Here is a 19,765-nt window from a genome sequence, read left to right on the forward strand (position 1 = left end):
ATCAGTAGTTGAACTGCCCCGCGTTGTCCTTGGTCAGGACCAGCGGCGGGCCGAGGATGAGTTCCTTAGTGTCGTCGCGGAACTCGACGTCCTTGATCTTGTCGCTGACCTGATTGGTGGCCTCAAACGCCTTGCCCTGGAATAACTGGGCGCCGGCCCATGCCGTCAGGTAGCCGAGGTTCTCGACATCCCAGAGGATTGAGCCGGAGGACGAGCCGTCCTCGAGGTACGGCAGCATCGCCTGCGGGGTACCCACACCAACGGTGAAGACCTGGCCGATCTTGCCGGCGTCGCGCACGGCCTGGGCAACGCCCGGAGCCGACGTGGTGCACTGGCCGATGATGCCGTTGAGGTCAGGGTTGGCGTTCATCAAGTCGGTCGCCATCTGGGTGGCCTTGTTCTGGTCCTCGCCCGCGTAGACGGTGGGAAGCAGCTTGATGTCCGGGTACTTGCTGGCGAAGGTCTCTTCCTCGATCTTGATCCAGGAGTTCAGGTTCTCCGCGGTCTCGCCACAGGAGACGATCACGGCCGTGCCCTTCTCACCCATGGCCTTGGCCAACGTGTCGGCCGTGTACTCGCCAATGGCCTGGCTGGTGGCCTGCTCTACGAAGACCTCACGCACGGAGTTCGGGGCGTCGGTGTCCGACGTGCCCACCTTGATGCCGGCGTCCTTGGCTTCCTGCAGGATCGGCGCAAGGGAGTCGGGATCGTTCGGGGCGACGATGAGGACGTCGACCTTCTTCTGGATCATCGAGCGCACGATGTCGGCCTGGGCGGCCGGGTCGGCAGTCGTCGGGCCCTGGTACATCCAGGTCAGGCCCTCGATCTCAGCCTCGGCGGCCTTGCCACCGGTGTTCATGGCCTCGAAGTATGGGATGCCCTGGATCTTCGGAACGAACGCGACGGTGAACTCGCCGCCCGCGGCCTCGCCACCGGTGGTGGCTTCAGCTGAGGTCGTCGTGTCGCCACCGGAAGGGGTGGTGGTCGTCGTCTCGGTGTTGCGGGTGGTGCAGGCAGCGGTGAAGAGCAGCGCGCCCACGGTGGCGGCTGTCAGGAAATTCTTGAGTACCTTTGACATGCTTCTCCTTTGAATCGAGTTGGTACTTCGGTGGTCGTGGGTGGTCGGTGGGATTCGAGGGTCACGGAGGCACACCACCTCCTCGGACCGGGCCGCCGGTGTCGACGCTCAGCCCCGCCGCGCGCCATGCCTCAGCTAAGGCCGGGCTGAGGCCGCGATCGGTGATGAGCCCGGTGACGCGGCTGGTCGGCAGCCACGGGTGGTACGCGTCGGCCGTGAACTTCGAGGAATCCAGCAAGGCGAAGTTGCGTCGGCTCGCGAGCGCCAACGTTCGTTTGGCCTCGGCTTCGGCGGAGGACACCTCCGAGAAGCCTTCGGCTGGGGACGCTCCCCGCGCGCTGAAAAAGAACAGGTCAACCTGTCCACCGAAGCAGGAACTCATCGGCGTCACCGCGCAAGCCCGCGAGGAGCGACGCATCGGCCCGCCGAGCAGGAACACGAATGCCGACGAGCTGTCCAGGAACAGCGTGGCTGTCGGAATCGAATAAGTGAGGACGAAGAGGTCACGCAGTTCAAGCAACTCGTGCGCGAGGTGGTGTGCGGTGGTGGAGGAATCGAGGGCGATCCGGTCGCCACTGTGGACGAGCCTGGCCGCGCGTCTGGCGATGTCTCGCTTCTGCTCGGCTTGATCCTGCAGCCGGAACGGGAAGGACCCTTCGTCCTTGAGGGAGGTGCGGGTCGCGCCACCGTGGACGCGGGTCAAGAGGCCACGCAACTCCAGTTCGGAGAGGTCTTTTCGGATGGTCACCGAGGACACACCAAATTGCGTCGCGAGGTCGCTCACGCTCGCGCGCCCCAGTCGCTCGAGCCACCGGTGAATGGCTTCACGGCGGCCAGCCTCATCAAGCTTCGTCACAACAATCCTCATTGACCGTCTGCAGTGCCCCTGTTGCGGCAGTGCTTGGCCCCGACTCTAGATCGCCGTTTCTTCCCCGTCCACAAAACAAACCAAGCGAAAGCACGTCGCTTTCGTTTCCCCACGGCGAGGCTCCCGACACGACCGGATGAACCATCGTCCCGTATCCAAAAGTCACAGTCATTCAGGGTTTTCGCTTCGACAACGATTGGCATCACGAATCGGTGACGAAAACGAAAGCAACCACAAGGACGACCTCGGGACCCGCGCCCCGGTGACCAGGACGGGAGCATCCGGCCGCGGCCCGGAGCATGGCCTCGGAGGGCGGCGCACAACACGAACGCCGACGAGCCTGATATGCTCGGGCGTCGTTGCGGATGTAGCTCAATGGTAGAGCCCTAGTCTTCCAAACTAGCTACGCGGGTTCGATTCCCGTCATCCGCTCCACACGTGCCTGGGCGCCGCGGCCCGGGCACTGCACGTCTCGCCGTAGTGTTGTCAATGTACGGGAGCCGGCGTGATTTGACCAGGCGCATCGACGAAGTGCGCCGATCGGCGCGGGGAGCCGATGGGCGCGCCTGCACAGATGTCGGACGGCGGGCCCGAGCGCTGCGCCTTGGCGGTCACCGACACCGTCGGCGCGACGAGGGCGGCGGGTGACGGCGACGACAGGTTCACGATCCAGTCCATTTTCAGGGCGTTTGGGTACGCCACTGCAATCCAGTCACTTGGCGCGAAGAGGGTGAATGAGTTCGACCGGGCAACCCAACAATCCGATGATCAGGGCCGGTGCCCTCGTGGTGCACAGCATCCCCCCGGCAGGAATGCCACCGCTCGCAACGATTTCATCCTCGGCCTCTCTTTGCGCCTCGTCGGCCGGCGTCTCGACGTCGACGAGGAGGTCCACGAGGCCGAGTTGGCGATGGTCCACCGCCACCTCGCGACCGCTCCTCCTCGGGGTCGAGAAAGACCTGCCCGACGAGACCCACGACGTCGTCGCCGGATACGCCCGCCAATGCGCGATCAGCGTGACGGCGACGGATCTGGCGATTATGGGCGCGACGCTGACCAACGGCGGTCGGCAGCCGCGCACCGGCGAGCAGATCTTCGACGCCGCCGTGCGCCAGTGCCTCGGCGTGATGGCCACCTGTGGCATGTATGACGACCGGCGACTGGGTCTCCGCGGTCGGCGTCCCATCCAGGAGCGCGTCGCGTGCGGCATCCTCGCCGTGTCGCCCGGGCGGCTGGGCAGCGACGTGTGGTCGCCGTTCGATGAACACGGCATCAGCGTGCGGGACAGTCGCTGGTGACTGTCCTGGCCGATCACCTGTGGCTCCACGTCCTGGGGCAGCCTCCACCCGAGTTGTATCGACCCTAGGAGCCGACCCTCTCCACCCCGCGCGCCTTGTAGCCTATGCTCTGGATGGAAGAGTGAAACGATTCATGAGTCAGGAAGTCACGATGTCTGCACAGTTGCACGACGAACTCATCCGCCTCGCCAACGAGTTCGGATCAGACGAGGCCTACGCCCGTGCGGGGGGCGGGAACGCCTCCGTCAAACACGGTGGGGTGCTCTACATCAAGCCCAGCGGCACGACGCTGGCCACCCTTCGCGACAACGACCTCGTGCCCCTGCGGATCCCCGTTCTCCTCGAGGCGCTGGTATCCGACGAGGAGGTCGACGGAGATCCAGTGATGGCGGCAGCCACCGCCGCCCGCGTAGGCGACCCGGGCGGCCGTCGGCCGAGCGTCGAGATCCTCTTCCACGCGCTGATCCCGGATTCCCTGGTGCTGCACCTCCACCCCTTGGTGGCCAATGCGCTCACGTGCCACGAAGACGGCCGGGCACTGGCCGAGCGGCTGCTGGGGAACGAGGCGATCTGGGTCGACTACACCGATCCGGGCGTGCCGCTGGCCAAGGAGATCCACCGGGAGCGGCAGGCCTTCGAGGCCCGCACAGGACACCCTGCCCCCGCGATCACGCTGATGGGCAACCACGGAATCATCGTCTCCGGCAACAACCGCGACGAGGTAGCGCAACGCATCACCTGGCTCTCGGCCACCATCCAAGCGGCCATCGACGAGACCCCGGCCCCCGTGGTGCCGCAGCGCGCCGACGACGGAGCCAGCGTCGCGGAGGCGTTCCGGGTAGCCGCCGGGCGCGACGCCATCGCGTGGTCGAATGACGACGTCGTTCGGTCCGCGTCCAGCCTCAGCGCCGCCGCGGTCAGCCGGGGCCCCCTCATCCCCGACCAGATCGTCTACGCCGGCTCCTTCCCAGTGATCCTGGAGGGGATCGACGACGTCGAGGCGGCCGTCGCGAGCTACGAGGCCGAGCACGGGCGTCAGCCCATCACTGCAGTGGCGCCGGGCCAGTGCGTCGCGTCGGTCGGCGACACCGACAAGGCCGCGACGATCGCGCTGGGCACGTTCCTCGACGCGTTGGTCGTCGGTCGCGACGCCGACAGGCTCGGCGGTTCGCGCGTCCTGAACGAACGCGAGCGTCACTTCATCGAGACCTGGGAAGCGGAGTCCTACCGCCAGCAGGTCTCGGCCGGGTCATGAGGATCAGCCCCACACTCGCCGTTCGGCCGCGTCCCAGCATCCGTCCGTCGGGCCGGGGGTGTAGTTGACCAGGTGCGACGACGCCCGCACCACCTGGCGCAGTTCACTCAGGCCGCCATCGAGCAGGCCGACCGCACGAGCTTGGACCACGAGGTTGCCCAGAGCCGTCCCCTCCACGGGGCCGGCAACAACGGGCAGGCCAGTGGCATCTGCGGTGAGTTGGCACAGGAGCCGGTTCTGGATGCCGCCACCCAGCATGTGCACGACACCGACGTCGCGACCGGCCACATCCGCCACCTGACGCACGGCCTGGCGATAGGCCAGAGCGAGCGAGTCGAAAACGCAGCGCGCCGTCTCAGCCTCGTTGCGGGGCGCCGGCTGCCCCGTGCGGGTGGCGCACTCGGCGATCCGCCCCGGCATGTCCCCCGGCGGGAAGAACGCTGCGTCGTTAATGTCGACGATGGTCCGCAGCGGCTCGGCGGCTGCAGCGGCCGCGACGAGATCGGCGACGGCGAGCTCATGGCCCGCGTTGCGCCACGTGGCCAGGCACTCGTTGAACACCCAAAGTCCCATGACGTTCTTGAGGAAGCGAACCGTTCCGTCCACGCCCAGTTCATTGGTGAGGTTCGCCTCTCTGGCGGCGGGCGTGAGCACCGGTTCCGGGAGTTCCAAGCCGACCAGCGACCACGTGCCGCAGGAGATGTACGCGAAGTCGTCGCGCTCGGCGGGAACTGCGACGATGGCCGACGCCGTGTCGTGGGTGCCGACCGCGACCAATTGCGTCGGCTCCCCCGCCGCGTTGTGCAAGTCCAGGTCCGGGGCGATGACGGGGCCGACGACCGTTCCTGGCTCGACCAGTTCCGGCAACAGATGCTCGATGGGGCGAGCGAACTGGCACCCCACGACGTCGAGCACCGTCGGCTGCCAGCGGCGAGTCACCGGGTCGAGCAGACCGGTGGTGGAGGCGTTGGTCACCTCGGCCACCGGACGGCCGGTGAGCCAGTAGCCCAGCAGGTCGGGCATGAGCAGGATGCGCTGCGCGATCTGAAGTCGCTCCTGAGATTCGACGGCGAGTTGGAAGACCGTGTTGAAGGGCTGGATTTGGAGGCCGACGAGCTCGAACAGTTCCTCGACGGGCATCGCCTCGAAGAACTGCTCCGGGCGGGTGCGTGCGCACCGGTAGCTGGCCGGGTTGCCGATCAGTTCGCCGTTGGCGTCGAGCAGCCCATAGTCGACGGCCCAGGTGTCGATGCCGATGCTCTCGATCGGACCTAGGTCGCGGGCCGCGGTCCGCAGGCCCTCGAGAATCGAGCCCCACATGCCCAACACGCCCCAGTGCAGGCGATCCCCCTGGGGGGTTGGCAGGCGGTAAGGGCGATTGGGGAAGCGCACGGTCTCGCGCAGGTCGAAGCGACCGTCGGTCAGCACACCAGCGATGACCCGCCCGCTCGAGGCACCGAGGTCCACGGCCGCAAGGATCCGCGACATCACAACTCCTCACTGAATCGTTTCACGGAGCCTAGCATGCGCCCCCGGCGTGAATGGTCAGCCCTGGGTTGCGGCAGTTCCCGCCGTCGACTGCCGCACCACGAGCACCGGCTTCAACACCACCGAGACGTGTTCATGTGTTCGGCCGTCGTCGATCTCAGCCTCCAACAGTTCGACGGCGCGCCGCCCGAGTTCCGCGCTCGGCTGGCGCACCGAGGAGATCGGCACGATTGCGTTGGCGCAGAAATCAATGTCGTCATAGCCGATGAGCGCGATGTTCTCGGGGACCCGCACACCCCTGTTCATCACCAGCGCCTGCAACAGCCCGGTCGCGAGCAGGTCGTTCATCGCGAAGATCGCGTCTGGGATCGGAGACATCGTGCGCAGGATCTGCTCGCCAATGGCGCGCCCGGCGAGGATCGTCATGTCCGGGGCCTCCAGATAGGCCAACTCCACTCCCCTCCCCTCGGCGGCAGCCAAGGCTCCGGCGTGCCGACGGCCCACCTGGCGGAAATGGGGCGGCCCTCCGACGACGAGTATTCTCGTGCGCCCCAGGCCGATGAGGTGATCTACGGCGAGATAGCCGCCGTAGTGGTCGTCGACGACGATCGTGCAGAAGCCCTCCTCCGGATCGACGGAGTCGACCAATACCACGGGGGTTCCGCGGTGCGCCGTCGCGCGATGTTGATCTAGGTCCGCGCCACTCGGGGTGACGAGCACGCCGCGCACCCGCTGCTGCTCGAATTGGGAGAGGTAGTACTCCTCTTTGCCATCGCGGAGGTGGCTGTTGGCCACGAAGAGCCCGAGGCCGTGCGCTTCGGCGACCTCCTCAGCCTCGAGCGCGATGGAACCGTAGAAGGGGTTCTGGGTGTCGATGACGACTAAGACGACGTCCCCGGCCCCTGTCGAACCGAGGGCTCCGGCTCCCGCATATCCCGCACCGGTTCATGCACCGCTTGAACGGCCTGACCCGCACCACCAGATCTCCCGATACCTCATCGAAGTCCATCGCTTCGACGACCGTGTTCTCGACACCAACCAGCCGGGCACATACCCTGGAACCAAGCACGCCGCTTCTCGCTTTCAGGTCCTGTTCTTAGAAAAACAAGAACCTAGCCAGAAGCGGCGTGTCCCTCACCCCCGACCCACACATCGGTAACAAGAGCCGGAAAAGTGCTCAAGGCGACAGCGACCACCGCCTCAGCGGCGGACCAGGTTGCGCACCACTCCCCCTGTGCGGACGGCCTCGATGTTGTGGGCGAGCAGCTCGTCGGCGTGCTGCGGGCGGCCGCCGGCGACGTGCGGGGTGATCAGCAGCGTCGGCTGGTCCCACAGCGGTGACTCGGCGGGCAGCGGCTCCGTAGCCGTCACGTCGAGCGCCGCTCCGGCGAGCCTGCCCGACTCCAGCGCCTCGACGAGGGCCTCCTCTTCGACGGTGCTCCCCCGCCCAACGTTGACGAGGACGGCGCCCTCCTTCAGCTGCGCGAACCGCTCCGCGTCCATCGCGTTGGCCGTCGACGGATGGTTCGGCAGGATCATCACCAGCACGTCGGTCTCGGCGAGCACGTCGGCCAGGCCCGAGTCGTCGACCACCCGCACCCCGTCGCGCTCACCCGCGGTGCGCGCGACGCCCGTGACGTCGGCCCCGAGCGCGCGCACGAGCGGCGCGAGCGTCGAGCCGATCGACCCGTAGCCCCAGATCGTCACGTTGGCCCCGGCGAGCGTCGTGACACGCCCGTCGTTGGCGCGGAGCTTCATCGCGCCGTCATGGCCGACCGCCCAGACGTGGCGGACCGCGTTCTGCACGGCGAGCGGGAAGTTGCGCAGCAGCGCGAGGATCATGCCGAGCGCGTGCTCCGCCACGGGCCCGTCGTGCAGGCCGACCCCGCTCGCGATGGGGACCTCTGGGTCGAAGCCAGCCGCGACGACAGGATCGGGGCCTGCCAGGAAGGCCTGGACGAGCCGGAGCCTGGTCAGGCGCTGCGCCGAGTCCTTGAGGACCTCGTTCGGCTGGCCCCACGCGACCAGCACCTCCGCGTCGAGATGCTCGTCCGCGACGGGTTGCGAGCCGTCGATGATGACGATCTCCGCGTCGTCGATCTTCGGCAGCCTGCCCTTGTAGGCCTTGGGGACCAGAACCTTCACGATGCTCCTTTGCGGGTTGTGGGTCGTCTGCCAGCCAGCATGGCACACACCGGTTGAGCGTTGCGCGGCGGAAGTAGGTAATCTGCTCGGGTGCTGACGATGCAAGACGCCCTACGCCGACTCTCCGACTACTGGACCTCGAAGGGCTGCCTCACGTGGCAGCCGTTCAACACGGAGGTCGGTGCCGGAACCATGAACCCGGCCACCGTCCTGCGCGTGCTCGGACCCGAGCCGTGGGACGTCGCCTACGTCGAGCCCTCCGTGCGCCCGGATGACTCCCGCTACGGCGAGAACCCCAACCGGCTCCAGACGCACACCCAGTTCCAGGTGATCCTCAAGCCGGAGCCAGGCGACCCGCAGGAGCTGTACCTCGGCTCGCTCGAGGCCCTCGGTATCGACCTGTCGAAGCACGACGTGCGCTTCGTCGAGGACAACTGGCAGCAGCCTGCGATCGGCGCGTGGGGCCTCGGCTGGGAGGTGTGGCTCGACGGCATGGAGATCACGCAGTTCACCTACTTCCAGCAGGTCGGCGGCCAGAACCTCGACCCGATCCCGGTCGAGCTGACCTACGGCGTCGAGCGCATCCTCATGGCACAGCAGGGCGTGACCCACTTCAAGGACATCGTCTACGCGACCGCCGCGGACGGGCGCCCCGTCACCTACGGCGAGGCCTTCGGCCAGCAGGAATACGAGATGAGCCGCTACTACCTCGACGACGCGGACGTCGAGGCCAACCGCGCGCTCTACGAGACCTACGTCGGCGAGGCGACCCGCATGGTGGAGGCCCGCCTCCCAGTGCCCGCGCACTCCTACATCCTCAAGTCGAGCCACGCGTTCAACGTGCTCGACGCGCGCGGCGCCATCTCGACGACGGAGCGCGCGAAGGCGTTCGCGACCATGCGTCGCCTGATGCGCGACACCGCAGCCCTGTGGATCGAGCGCCGCGAGGAACTCGGCTTCCCCCTGACCCGTGAGCAGTCCTCGACGGGCCCCGTCGCCCCGGAGCAGACCGATCCGGCGAGCCTCGGCACCGCGCCGCAGACCTTCGCGCTGGAGATCGGCGTCGAGGAACTGCCCCCGCATGTGGTCCCCCAGACCATCGAGGCCGTCCGTGAGGCGCTGACCTCGAAGCTGGCCGCGACCCGCCTCGAGCACGGGACGATCACCGTCGACGGCACGCCGCGGCGCATCGTCGCGATCGTCGAGGGCCTCGCCGCGGCCGAGCCGGACGCCGAGCAGCTGCGCAAGGGTCCGAAGTGGTCGGCGGCATTCGACGCGGCGGGCAACCCGACCAAGCCGCTCGAGGGCTTCATGCGCGGCCAGGGCGTCACGGCCGACCAGGTCGTCAAGGCCGAGATCGGCGGCAACGAGCACGCGGCCGTCAAGGTCTCCGTCGAGGGCCGAGGCGTTCTCGACGTGATGAGCGAGATCGTCGCCGACGTCGTCAGCGGGCTGCGCGCCGAGAAGAACATGCGCTGGAGCGACCCAAAGCTGTCGTTCTCCCGCGCCATCCGCTGGCTTGTCGCCCTCTGGGGCGGCGCCGTGGTGCCAGCCGTCATCTCCGACCTGAGCGCCGGCCGCACGACCGTCCTTGAGCGTCCGGTCGCGGGCGACATCGACGGGAGGCGCTCCGACGGCGCCCGCGTCGGCACCGTCGAGATCGCCTCTGCCGACGACCTGCTGCCTACGATCACCGAGGGCCGGATCATCCTGGCCAGCGACGCCCGCCGCGCCTCGGTCGGCGAGCAGGCCACCGCGCTCGCTGCGACCGTCGGCGGAACCGTTGACCTGGAAGGCGAGTCGGCCCTGGTTGACGAGATCACCAACCTGGTCGAGGAGCCCCACGGCGTGCTCGGCCACTTCGACGAGCGCTACCTCGACCTGCCCGAGCGCATCCTCACCACCGTCATGCGCAAGCATCAGCGCTACCTGCCCGTCTACCGCGACGGAAAGCTGGCGCCGCACTTCGTCACCATGGCCAACGGCCTCTGCGACGACGACACCGTGCGCGCTGGCAACGAGTCGGTCATCCGGGCCCGCTACGAGGACGCGCTGTTCTTCTGGAACGCCGACCTCGCCGCCGAGAACGTCGACGGCTTCGTCCCCGGACTCGACGCGCTGACCTTCGAGGACCGCCTCGGGTCGGTCGGCCTGCGTGCCCGACGCATCGCCGACGTCGCGGGAAGGCTCGCCGCCCGCGTCAAGCTCGAAGGCTCCGAGCGCGAGACGCTGACCCGCGCCGGGCAGCTCGCCAAGTTCGACCTCGCCACGCAGATGGTGGTCGAGATGAGCTCGCTCGCCGGTTTCATCGCCCGCGAGTACGCCGTCCGCAAGGGCGAGACCGCAGAGGTGGCCGAGGCGCTCTACGAGATGGAGCAGCCCCACACCTCCGCCGATCCCGTGCCGGCGTCCACCCCCGGCGCGCTGCTGGCGCTTGCCGACCGGTTCGACCTGCTCGCTGCCATGTTCGCGCTCGGGGCGAAGCCGACCGGCTCCTCCGACCCGTTCGGGCTGCGCCGCGCCGCCCTCGGCGTGGTCCGGATCCTGCGCGAGTCGGCTGGCACGCCGCTGGAGAAGCTGACCATCCGGGCCGGCCTCGAGGACGCCGTCGCCCGCCTGGCCGAGCAGGGTGTCGAGGTGGCCCCCGACGCCGTCGACGCGGCGCTCGAGTTCACCATCGGCCGCTTCGCGCAGCTGCTGCGCGACGAGGGCACCTCCGCCGACCTGGTCAACGCGATCCTTCCTGCGGCCAACGCCCCCGGGCGCGCGTCGCGGCTGCTCCGCGAGCTCTCGGAGCTCGAGGACGAGCGGCTCGACGACCTCGTCGAGGCCCTCGTGCGCATCTCGCGCATCCTCCCCGGAAAGGTCAAGCCGACCTACGACCGCTCGAAGCTCACCGAGCCTGCGGAGCTTGCCCTCGCCGACGCGATCGAGAAGATGCCGGCAGACACGGCATCGCGCTCGATGGCCGACGTGGTCGAGCTGACCGATCCGCCGGTTGCGGCCGCCGAGGAGTTCTTCGAGGAGATCCTGGTCAACGCGGAGGATCCGGCCGTGCGCGCCGCCCGCCAGGGGCTGCTCGCCTCGCTCCTTGCCGCCGCCCCGGCAGGCATCGACTGGAAGGCCCTCGACACGGCGCTGAGCTGATCCAGCCGCCGGGTCACCACCGTGGAGGGGCCGCGTCACCGTCAGCGGTGTCGCGGCCCTCGCACGTCCGGCGACGGATTCGGTTACCGTGGCACATGGACATCACAGTGCGGCTCTCACCCCAAGACGACAAGATGCTGCGCGAGATCGCCGAGGCCGAGGGCGTCAGCCCCGAGGATGCCCTCCTCAAGTCGGTCCACGAGGCTGCGCTGCACCGCGGCATCGTGGGCAACGTGGCGGGCACAACGGCCTCGGCCCCTGCAAGGCCGGCCGACCTGCTCGAGCTGATGTGAGCGAGGCCTGATCCGCCAACCGCCCCTGGTTGCGAACCCTCGCTCAGACGACCTTGATCCCGAGGATGTCGGCGAGCACGGGGGCCAGCTCCGTCACCTGGTCAGAGCCGAGGGTGACGCCCTTCAGCCCCTCCGGGTTCGACTCGAGGCCCTGCACCCGGGCTCCCCGCAGATCGATCCGCCGGGTGCGGGAACTGGTCAGCGTGACCTTGCCGATCGTCGTGTCGATGAAGTTCAGCACCTCGACCTTGGCCTCCGACAGATCGAGGTCGCCGATGACGGCCTTGTCGATCTCGAGCCGGTTGATCGTCGTGCCGCGCAGGTTGAGGTAGTCGATCTTCCCACCGACGATCCGCACCCGGGTCCATGTGCCGCCGAAGGCCTGCACGGCCCCGATCCGGGACTCGACGATCTCCACGTCTTGGAGCGACGACTTCGCGAGCGACAGGTCGGTGGCGTGGGCGGAACGGAGCTCGACGTCGGCCAGCCTGCAGCCGATCAGCTTCGCCCCGCTGAGGTCGGCGTCGGTGAACCGGCTGTCGAGGATCCGCAGACCGTGCCGTTCGGGCCCGCTGAAGGAGACCCGTGACTCGTCGACCCCCTCGATGTAGCCGTCCTCCAACAGGTCCTGCACGTCGATCGTCATGCGCTCAGGCTACCCATCGCCGCCGACATGCCCCGCGTGCCACCTGGGTGCAGCAGACGGGGTCCCCCGGTCGCAGGCGGATCGTCCCACCGCCTCGCTAGGCTGACGGCATGGCAGGCAAGGGGTGGTTCGGACTTCCGTTCTTCTCGCTCAACCCACGCCCGGAGGTCGTCTCGTGCGTCCTGTCCGGCGGCGGTTCGCGCGCGAGTTTCCAGCTCGGGGCACTGGATTACCTGTACCGCCACGATGAACAGTTCACCCCGACGATCTTCGTCGGGGCCTCGGCCGGGTCCATTCTCGCCTCGACGCTCGCCCAGAGCGCCGACCGGGACGTCCAGCAGGAGTACCTGCGCAGGCTCCGCGAGATCTGGGACGCGATGACCGAGCCGAACGACATGTTCACCCCCCGCCCCTGGTACGAGCGGCTCGCGACGGAGGGCCCGCAGTTGCTCGAGCTCGTCAAACCTCTGCGCACCGACCCGCGGCCAGCCCCGCCGAGACCCCAACGCGCGCCGCTGCTGCCCTTCCTCCGACAGAGCCCGGCGAGCCCTCCGACCCCGGAGCTCCCGCCACAGCCCACACCGCTTGAACTGGCCCTGACTCCTGACTCCGACGAGCCCGTGCGTTCCGAGTGGTCCCTCGCCGCCCTCTCATCGATCGCCTCACACCTTGGCCGCCTGCCGAGGATCGGCAGCGACCTCAACGCGATCGCGCACGGCCTCGATGCAAGCAAGTCGATGTACCGCCCGGGCCCGGTGCTGCTGGAACTGCTGCGCGAGGAGACCTTCTTCCCGGCCCGCGTCGCGGCCTCTGGCGCGACGCTGCGGATCGCGATGGTGGCGCTCGAGTCCGGGGAGTTGCGCTTCATGACCGAGCGCGGCAGCTTCGTCAACCGCAACAACGAGCCCCTGCCCGGAGGCCTGCACGATCTCACCATCGGCGTGCTTGCCTCGTGCGCCATCCCTGCGGTGTTCAGGCCGGTGCCGATCGGCAACGAGACCTATGTCGACGGCGGCGTCCGCGAGAACCTGCCCGCCGCGCTCGCCATCGGTCACCTCGGCGCGGTCCGCAACTACGTGGTCAGCTCCCAGTCCTCCGGCGTGCACCGCCGCGGGTCGATGGCAGACGCCGATCTCTTCAGCATCGTAATGCGCTCGACGGAGATCCTGATCGACGAGGCCGGGCGCGACGAGCTCGCCTACGCGCACTCGGCGGGATCCATCGTGATCTACCCCGAGCTCAGCGTGCACGACGCGATGACGGTGGACCCGGCCCTGATCGCCATCAACGAGGCCTACGGCTGGCTCCGGGCCGCCGAACAGCATCTCCACCTCGATCAGGCGGCCGAGGCGAGGCACCGCCGCATCATCGAGGCCCGGCTCCGCGCGCTCCAGGCCGAACAGGACTACCTCTCGACCGAGGAGCCAGACAAGCGACGCCTTCGCGCACTCCGCTCCGCGAAGACGGAACTGCGCGACGCTGTCCGCTCGGCACGGGACGTGCCCCTCCCCCCTGGCGCCGAGGAGTGGTGGCGCACCTGGGAGCCCCGGGCGACGCCCGTCGCGCTCGACCCGCCCTGGCTCACCGCCTGATCGCCACGGGTCACGGGGCGACCGACTCGCGTCCCTCGACCCTCCTGGCGACCGAGACCGCGAGCAGGGCGATCCCGATCCCGAGCACGATCACGCCGACGACGGCTAGGATCGGTGGCAGGAAGACCCGCAGCCCGATCAGTAGCGCCCCGATGGCGAGCAGACTCACCGGCAGGAGGGGAGCCGCCCGGCCGGCGAGCAGCGCCGCACCGAATGACAGCATCCCCGCGAGGAAGAAGAAGCCGGCCACGGCGAAGAACCCGCCGACCGGCCCGGCGAGCAGTTCGGCCCTCTGCGCGTCGCCGACCCGTGCGAGCACGTAGTGGGTGACGACCTCGACGACGACCAGGAATGAGGTCGCGAGCACCGCGGCGAGCCCGGTCGCGGCGATCCAGGCGGCCGCTCTCCCGCTGCCTGCCCGGACGCTCCACAGCACCCCGGTCAGGGCGAGCACGCCGAAGCCCGAGCCGAGCGGCGCGAGCAGGCGGAGGACCGTCAGGTCAGGCAGGACTCCTGCGAGGCGCAGGCCGTTGATCGTGAGCACGAGGGCTGACGCTATCGCGACGGCGACCATGAGGTTCCGGACGACGGTGGACGACTGCAATGGCATATAACGAGTGTTATTCATAACGACTGTTATACTTCATCCCATGGCCAAGAGCAAGAGCGAAGAGATCGAGAACCGGCTGAGGACCGGGGCGTTGTCACTGCTGGAACGCGACGGCGCACAGGCTCTCTCGGCGAGAAAGATCGCCACCGAGGCGGGGCGCACGACGATGTGCATCTACAGCCACTTCGGCAGCGTGCCCGCCCTGCTCGGCAGCCTCTACGACAACCTCGCCGACGATCTCCTCAGCGCCGTCGACCAAGGAGACGAGCCGACGCTCGCCCTCGCCGCCTGGGCGGAGACGAACCCGGGAAGCTACCGCCTGCTCTTCCTTCAGGACCTCGCCACCCTCGGCCTCGATCCCGCCCAACGGGCCAGGCTCGTCGAGGAACTGGTCCGCCGCACGGGCGGCATCGACCGACTTGCCATGGCTCATGGGATGCTCAGCCTGAGCCTCACGGTCGCGGGCGAGCTTGAGCCACCGGAAGGCGCGCCGTCCTGGACGGAGTTCGTCCGCGCCCGCCTCGTCCGGCTCTGCAGCGCGTGAACCGACACAGCCTTGGAGGAACAATGCGACGGATCGGAATGCTCGGCGGCATGAGCTGGGAGTCGACCGCCCAGTACTACCGGATCGCCAACGAACTGGTTCGTGAGCGGCTCGGCGGGCTGCATTCGGCACCCCTGCTGATCGACTCGGTGGACTTCGCCGAGATCGAGGCGATGCAGGTCGAGGGAGACTGGGACGGCGCAGGCCGCCTGCTCGCGGGCCGGGCGGCCGCCCTGGAAGCAGCCGGCGCCGAACTGCTCGTCATCTGCACCAACACGATGCACAAGGTCTACGACCGAATCGCGGAGGCTGTGAGCGTGCCGGTCCTCCACCTCGCCGACGCGACCGCGGCGGCCGTCCGCCGCGAAGGCCTAGACCGGGTCGGCCTGCTCGGCACGGCTTTCACCATGGAGCAGGAGTTCTACCGCGACCGGATCGCCGGCCACGGTCTCGAGGTCGTCATCCCCGAGGCCGGAGAGCGCGCGGTCGTGCACCGGGTGATCTACGACGAGCTCGTCCGCGGCATCGTCCGCGACGACTCGCGGGAGGCCTACCTCGCGATCATCGGGCGGCTCGTCGAGCGCGGCGCCCATGGCGTGATCCTCGGCTGTACTGAGATCGAGCTGCTGGTCGGGCAGGAACACGTCGAGGTGCCCCTGTTCCCGACGACGCGGATCCACGTCGAGGAGATGGTCGCGCAGGCGGGCGCGCCCACCCTCTGACGCCGATGCCTACTTGGTGAACTTGGCCTTGAGCGCCGAGATGCGCTCGTCCCACTTCTCGTGGCGCTCCTGCTTGCGCTCCTCGCGCAGGGCCTGCTTGGCCGCGTCGCGGGCGGCCTCGGCGGCTTCCTGCTGCGCCTCAAGCTCCGCGAGCACCTGTTCCAGCGGGAGCCGGGTGACGGTGCCCCCGTGGTCCGAGACGAAGTGGTCGAGCGAGGCGGTCTCAGCCTCGGAGGTCTGCAGCACGAGCGCGTTGTGACCCGGCGGAATGCTCGACGCGGCGCTGGCGAGCACCGAGCCCTGGTCGGCGGCGCGATCAGCGTCGGAAAGGCCGCCGATCAGGCCTCCCGCGCCCCATCCGAGCAGCATGCCGAGGGGGCCGCCGAGTGCACCGACGAGGATCCCGATCAGCGAGCCACCGAGGTAGCCGTCACCCGCGTACTCGTCGCCGCCCTCCGGGATCGAGACGCGACCGTCGGCGTCGCGCTGGACCAGCGCGGAGGCGGTCACGACCGCGGAGACGGGCGAGGACTTGAGGTCTGAGAGGGCCTTGAAGGCCTCCGCATCGTCAGGGAAGGTCACGATGGCGAGGAAGTTCGGCATGGCAGGTTCTCCTTATCGGCCTGGGCGAGTGCCTTGTGTACGTGATTTCACCGTAGGTCGCGGGTCCCACGATCACACGTAACGGCAGCCAACTACTGCCAAAAGTTGGCTCGGCGTTCACCCGATGGCGTCGGCGGAGCGTGAGCGCTGGAGCGCAGGGCGTATGGAAGCCGTTAGGACGCTTCCCCCCCAGACCGGACGGGAGTGGTCTTGGTGTCGTACCCGCCGGGCGCCTCGAAAACCCCAGGAGCTCGAAATGCTCGACGTGATCTACGTCCTCCTCGTCATCGGCCTCTTCGTCGCCGTGGCTCTGCTCGGCAAGGGGGCAGAACGGCTGTGAGCCTCTTCGACCTGCTCGCCGTCATCCTCGCTTGCCGGTGTCTGCTATCTGCTGATTGCCCTCGTCCGCCCGGAGCGGTTCTCGTGACCGCCGCGATCGCGGCGCTGACGCTGCTGTGCGTGATCGTCCCCCTCGCCCTCGTGGACCGGCCGATGGGGCGCTATCTCGCCTGGGTCTACTCCTCCGGGCGCCACTGGCGGACCGAGCGACTCGCCTACCGCTGGCTGAGGGTCGACCCCGACCAGGCACAGAAGTGGCGCTCCTACCTCGGAGGCGTGCTCGCCTTCTCCGCCGTCGACCTGCTGATCCTCTACACGCTGCAGCGGGTGCAGCACTGGCTGCCGCTGGCCCTCGGCCACGGGGCCGTCTCCCCCGACCTTTCCTTCAACACGGCGGCCTCCTTCGTAGGCAACACGAACTGGCAGTCCTACTCGGGTGAGCTGACCATGGGCCACCTGGTGCAGATGACAGGCCTCACGGTCCAGAACTTCACCTCCGCCGCCGTCGGCATGGGCGTCGCGGTCGCGCTGATCCGTGGCCTCGCCGCCCGCTCCACTGGTCTGGTCGGCAACTTCTGGGTGGACCTGGTCCGCGGGCTGCTTCGCGTGCTCCTGCCCATCTCCGTGGTCGGGGCCGTGGTGTTGATGCTCGGAGGCGTCGTCCAGAACCTCGACGCGGCGATGCAGGCCACCACCCTTGCCGGTGGCCGGCAGTCGATCCCCGGGGGGACCCGTCGCCTCACAGGAGGTGATCAAGCTGCTCGGCACCAACGGTGGCGGATTCTTCAACACCAATTCCGCGCACCCGTTCGAGAACCCGTCGGCAGTGACGAACTACCTCGAACTGTTCCTGATGCTGCTGATCCCCGTCTCCCTGACCCGCACCTACGGCCTGCTGGTCGCAGACACCCGGCAGGGACATGCGGTCCTCGCCGTGATGACGATCCTGTTCACGGCCTCCTACTCCGCCCTCGTCTGGCTCGAGTCCGCCGCACGCGACGCCGCTCCAGCCCTGGCAGGCGGCGCCTTCGAGGGCAAGGAGATGCGCTTCGGCATCGTCGCGTCCGCTCTGTTCGCCACCGTCGGGACCGGCACCTCGACCGGCGCCCTCAACTCGATGCACGACTCGCACACCTCGCTCGGCGGGATGCTGCCGATGCTCAACATGATGCTCGGCGAGATCAGCCCCGGGGGCGGCGCACACAGTGCCCCCAGCGGGGCTCGAACCCGCGACCCATGGATTAAAAGTCCACTGCTCTACCGACTGAGCTATAGGGGCGGTCGGTAGTTTAGCGTCCCGCCCGGCTGGTCGCGGACTCCGGGTCCGCGTCCGCGATGCCCGTTACCCGGGACGCCTCGGGCGTCGTCAGGCGCCTGCAAGACTGGAACGACACCCGATCGATGACTGGGAGGTCATTCCATGGCAACCGATACACACGTCCGTTCCGTTTCCGAGTTCGATCTCGAGCGCTACCTCGGCCTCTGGTACGAGATCGGGCGACTTCCGCTGAAGTGGGAGGACGCCCACGCGACCCACATCACTGCCGAGTACTCGCTGCAGGACGACGGCGACGTCCGCGTCGACAACCGCTGCTTCGACAATGCGGGAAAGCCCACCCAGTCGATCGGCCGCGCGAAGCCCGTCGGTGACGTGCCCGGCCGGCTCAAGGTCTCTTTCCTGCCCGAGTTCCTCCGCTGGATCCCGTTCACCGAGGGCGACTACTGGGTGCTGAAGCTGGACCCTGAGTACACGGTCGCTCTGGTCGGCACTCCCGACCGCAAGAACCTGTGGCTCCTCGCCAGGCAGCCCGACGTGCCGGCCAGCATCGTCGACGAGTACCGCGCCGAGGCCGAGCGGCAGGGCTTCGACCTGACCGACTGGATCAACCCCGACCAGGACGGGCGCCGCGTCACCGACGAACTGCTCCACAAGGACTGATACTGGACGTCATTCACAGCCGGCGCCGTCGTCGTCACGGTCTAGGTGGCTGCCATATCCCGGCTGGCCGATCCTGATCGGATCGGCCCCGGCGCTGCGCACCGCCTTGCAGTTCGGGCAGTAGACCGACTTTGGTGCTTCCTCATTGAAGGTGTCGGCCAGGGGGCGGATGTCGGTGTCACTCGATTGTGCCGACCGCGCGACCGCTTCGAGCTTCCCGAGGGTTGGGGCAGCAGTCACGCTCACTTCTGGTCCTGGCACCGTTGCAGTGACCTTGGGAGCTGGCGCCGTCACTGTGGGCCGTGCGTGACTGGCCCGAACAACGACCGGCATTTCCGCCATGGTCTGCAGCCCCCGGGCGTCTGGCACGCTTGAGACCATGGGTCCGTGGATGTGGTTCTTCATCGTGGTGGCGATCGGCGTCGTGCTGCTGGCCGCCGCGCTGCTCGCCGACCGCCGGGCCCGCAGGCAGCTCGCCGGCGCCGGAGAGCCCGCTCCGCTGCGGCACAACGACGACGTCGACCGGCACGTCCCCGCCTACATCACGCAGGACGAGATCGATGAGCTTCCCGACCCCCACCGTGGCGCTCAGGGCAGCGTGCCTCATCGCGGCGAGGGGTTCTCGTTCGGGCATGCGCACCGCGACTTCGCAACGCTCAGCGACGGAGCGAGCCGCGACAACGCGAGCCTCCTTGTGGTCAACGGTCGGGTCGACTCCATGCGCGAACTGTTCTCCCCCCTCGCCCGGGCGAGCGAGGACGAGCCTCTCATCGTCGTGGCGGACAGCTTCGACCCGGTGGTGGTGACCACGCTCGCGGCGAACCGTCGCGCCCTCGGGACGCCGGTCGTCGCGGCCCAGGCCGGCGCGAAGGACCGGCTCCGGCTCGCCGAGCTGACCGGCGCCGTCGAGCTCGACCCCTCCGATCTGCAGGCGGGCTACGTCCCGGTCGAGGCGCTCGGACGCGCCAGGCACTGGGCGAGCACGGCGAGCCGCACCTGGGTCACCCCGTTCGAGTCGGGGGAAACTACACCCGGGGTCTGACCGTTGCGCCGCCGGATCTCCTCCTGCGGGTCGGAACCTCAAGCTGGAACCTCAACCTTGAGGGCGAACCTCAAGCTCGACTTCACCTCGGCTGACCCTGAGAGATTCAGGCCCCTCTCAACTTTCACACCGACCCCCGTTTAGCCGACTGCTACC

General features: G+C 68.4%; 18 protein-coding genes, 2 tRNA genes and 3 pseudogenes. 13 read left to right on the forward strand and 10 right to left on the reverse strand.

Going from position 1 to position 19,765, the window contains the following annotated elements:
• Nucleotide 1: 1 nt before the first annotated feature.
• Both BW733_RS03765 and BW733_RS03770 read right to left on the reverse strand, forming a co-directional pair.
• Nucleotides 2–1,078: an autoinducer 2 ABC transporter substrate-binding protein gene (locus BW733_RS03765; RefSeq protein WP_077348024.1), complete on the reverse strand. Its 1,077-nt coding sequence runs from the start codon at nt 1,076–1,078 to the stop codon at nt 2–4.
• Between the two features lie 61 nt (nt 1,079–1,139).
• Complete coding sequence (locus BW733_RS03770; RefSeq protein WP_161490119.1) at nt 1,140–1,934, reverse strand: DeoR/GlpR family DNA-binding transcription regulator; 795 nt, start codon at nt 1,932–1,934, stop codon at nt 1,140–1,142.
• Between the two features lie 373 nt (nt 1,935–2,307).
• Here BW733_RS03770 and BW733_RS03775 point away from each other — a divergent pair.
• From BW733_RS03775 to BW733_RS03790, 4 genes and pseudogenes are all read left to right on the forward strand, one after another.
• Nucleotides 2,308–2,381 (forward strand) — tRNA-Gly (locus tag BW733_RS03775).
• A 139-nt stretch (nt 2,382–2,520) separates the two neighbouring features.
• Nucleotides 2,521–2,625 (forward strand): annotated as a pseudogene (locus tag BW733_RS20015) (hypothetical protein); the annotation flags it as partial.
• An 85-nt stretch (nt 2,626–2,710) separates the two neighbouring features.
• Complete coding sequence (locus BW733_RS03785) at nt 2,711–3,244, forward strand: glutaminase (protein ID WP_250638010.1); 534 nt, start codon at nt 2,711–2,713, stop codon at nt 3,242–3,244.
• Nucleotides 3,245–3,395: 151 nt separating this feature from the next.
• Nucleotides 3,396–4,499, forward strand: a complete 1,104-nt coding sequence (locus tag BW733_RS03790; RefSeq protein ID WP_152024548.1) for a class II aldolase/adducin family protein — start codon at nt 3,396–3,398, stop codon at nt 4,497–4,499.
• 3 nt (nt 4,500–4,502) lie between these two features.
• Here the strand turns inward: BW733_RS03790 and BW733_RS03795 are convergent, their stop codons facing one another.
• From BW733_RS03795 to BW733_RS03805, 3 genes are all read right to left on the reverse strand, one after another.
• Nucleotides 4,503–5,987: a rhamnulokinase gene (locus BW733_RS03795; RefSeq protein WP_077348032.1), complete on the reverse strand. Its 1,485-nt coding sequence runs from the start codon at nt 5,985–5,987 to the stop codon at nt 4,503–4,505.
• 57 nt (nt 5,988–6,044) lie between these two features.
• Complete coding sequence (locus BW733_RS03800; protein ID WP_077348034.1) at nt 6,045–6,863, reverse strand: substrate-binding domain-containing protein; 819 nt, start codon at nt 6,861–6,863, stop codon at nt 6,045–6,047.
• Nucleotides 6,864–7,187: 324 nt separating this feature from the next.
• Nucleotides 7,188–8,132, reverse strand: a complete 945-nt coding sequence (locus BW733_RS03805) for an NAD(P)-dependent oxidoreductase (protein WP_077348036.1) — start codon at nt 8,130–8,132, stop codon at nt 7,188–7,190.
• Between the two features lie 99 nt (nt 8,133–8,231).
• Here BW733_RS03805 and BW733_RS03810 point away from each other — a divergent pair, with 99 nt between their 5' ends.
• On the forward strand, nt 8,232–11,279 hold the full coding sequence (locus tag BW733_RS03810) for a glycine--tRNA ligase (protein WP_237268371.1): 3,048 nt from the start codon (nt 8,232–8,234) through the stop codon (nt 11,277–11,279).
• Nucleotides 11,280–11,374: 95 nt separating this feature from the next.
• Nucleotides 11,375–11,572 carry a ribbon-helix-helix domain-containing protein gene (locus BW733_RS03815; protein WP_077348040.1) on the forward strand — a complete coding sequence of 66 codons (198 nt, stop codon included), beginning with the start codon at nt 11,375–11,377 and terminating at the stop codon, nt 11,570–11,572.
• Nucleotides 11,573–11,615: 43 nt separating this feature from the next.
• Here the strand turns inward: BW733_RS03815 and BW733_RS03820 are convergent, their stop codons facing one another.
• Complete coding sequence (locus tag BW733_RS03820) at nt 11,616–12,218, reverse strand: pentapeptide repeat-containing protein (protein WP_077348042.1); 603 nt, start codon at nt 12,216–12,218, stop codon at nt 11,616–11,618.
• A 110-nt stretch (nt 12,219–12,328) separates the two neighbouring features.
• Between BW733_RS03820 and BW733_RS03825 the strand changes: the two genes are divergently transcribed.
• Complete coding sequence (locus BW733_RS03825) at nt 12,329–13,810, forward strand: patatin-like phospholipase family protein (protein WP_077348044.1); 1,482 nt, start codon at nt 12,329–12,331, stop codon at nt 13,808–13,810.
• Nucleotides 13,811–13,820: 10 nt separating this feature from the next.
• Here BW733_RS03825 and BW733_RS03830 read toward each other — a convergent pair whose 3' ends face one another.
• Nucleotides 13,821–14,420 carry a hypothetical protein gene (locus tag BW733_RS03830; protein WP_077348046.1) on the reverse strand — a complete coding sequence of 200 codons (600 nt, stop codon included), beginning with the start codon at nt 14,418–14,420 and terminating at the stop codon, nt 13,821–13,823.
• A 40-nt stretch (nt 14,421–14,460) separates the two neighbouring features.
• Between BW733_RS03830 and BW733_RS03835 the strand changes: the two genes are divergently transcribed.
• A complete protein-coding gene (locus BW733_RS03835; RefSeq protein ID WP_077348048.1) occupies nt 14,461–14,964 on the forward strand; it encodes a TetR/AcrR family transcriptional regulator in 504 nt (167 codons plus the stop codon).
• Nucleotides 14,965–14,987: 23 nt separating this feature from the next.
• Nucleotides 14,988–15,686, forward strand: coding sequence for an aspartate/glutamate racemase family protein (locus BW733_RS03840; RefSeq protein WP_077348050.1), 699 nt, complete (start codon nt 14,988–14,990; stop codon nt 15,684–15,686).
• 9 nt (nt 15,687–15,695) lie between these two features.
• On the opposite strand, the gene BW733_RS03845 is transcribed toward BW733_RS03840, so the two are convergent.
• Entirely contained in the window at nt 15,696–16,289 is a 594-nt protein-coding gene (locus BW733_RS03845) for a DUF1269 domain-containing protein (RefSeq protein ID WP_077348052.1), read from the reverse strand.
• A gap of 492 nt (nt 16,290–16,781) precedes the next feature.
• On the opposite strand from BW733_RS03845, the pseudogene BW733_RS19675 reads away from it, so the two are divergent.
• Both BW733_RS19675 and BW733_RS19680 read left to right on the forward strand, forming a co-directional pair.
• A pseudogene (locus tag BW733_RS19675) lies at nt 16,782–17,288 on the forward strand (potassium-transporting ATPase subunit KdpA); the annotation flags it as partial.
• Nucleotides 17,289–17,376: 88 nt separating this feature from the next.
• Nucleotides 17,377–17,763: pseudogene (locus BW733_RS19680) on the forward strand (potassium-transporting ATPase subunit KdpA); the annotation flags it as partial.
• Between the two features lie 71 nt (nt 17,764–17,834).
• On the opposite strand, the gene BW733_RS03855 reads toward BW733_RS19680, so the two are convergent.
• Nucleotides 17,835–17,907 (reverse strand) — tRNA-Lys (locus tag BW733_RS03855).
• Between the two features lie 141 nt (nt 17,908–18,048).
• Between BW733_RS03855 and BW733_RS03860 the strand changes: the two genes are divergently transcribed.
• A complete protein-coding gene (locus BW733_RS03860; protein WP_077348054.1) occupies nt 18,049–18,567 on the forward strand; it encodes a lipocalin family protein in 519 nt (172 codons plus the stop codon).
• Between the two features lie 9 nt (nt 18,568–18,576).
• Here the strand turns inward: BW733_RS03860 and BW733_RS19235 are convergent, their stop codons facing one another.
• On the reverse strand, nt 18,577–18,813 hold the full coding sequence (locus BW733_RS19235) for an excalibur calcium-binding domain-containing protein (protein ID WP_237268287.1): 237 nt from the start codon (nt 18,811–18,813) through the stop codon (nt 18,577–18,579).
• A gap of 133 nt (nt 18,814–18,946) precedes the next feature.
• Here BW733_RS19235 and BW733_RS03870 point away from each other — a divergent pair, with 133 nt between their 5' ends.
• Nucleotides 18,947–19,609, forward strand: a complete 663-nt coding sequence (locus BW733_RS03870) for a hypothetical protein (protein WP_077348057.1) — start codon at nt 18,947–18,949, stop codon at nt 19,607–19,609.
• The last annotated feature ends 156 nt before the right edge of the window (nt 19,610–19,765 follow it).

The organism is Tessaracoccus flavescens (genome assembly GCF_001998865.1).
Classification (GTDB): Bacteria; Actinomycetota; Actinomycetes; order Propionibacteriales; family Propionibacteriaceae; genus Arachnia; species Arachnia flavescens.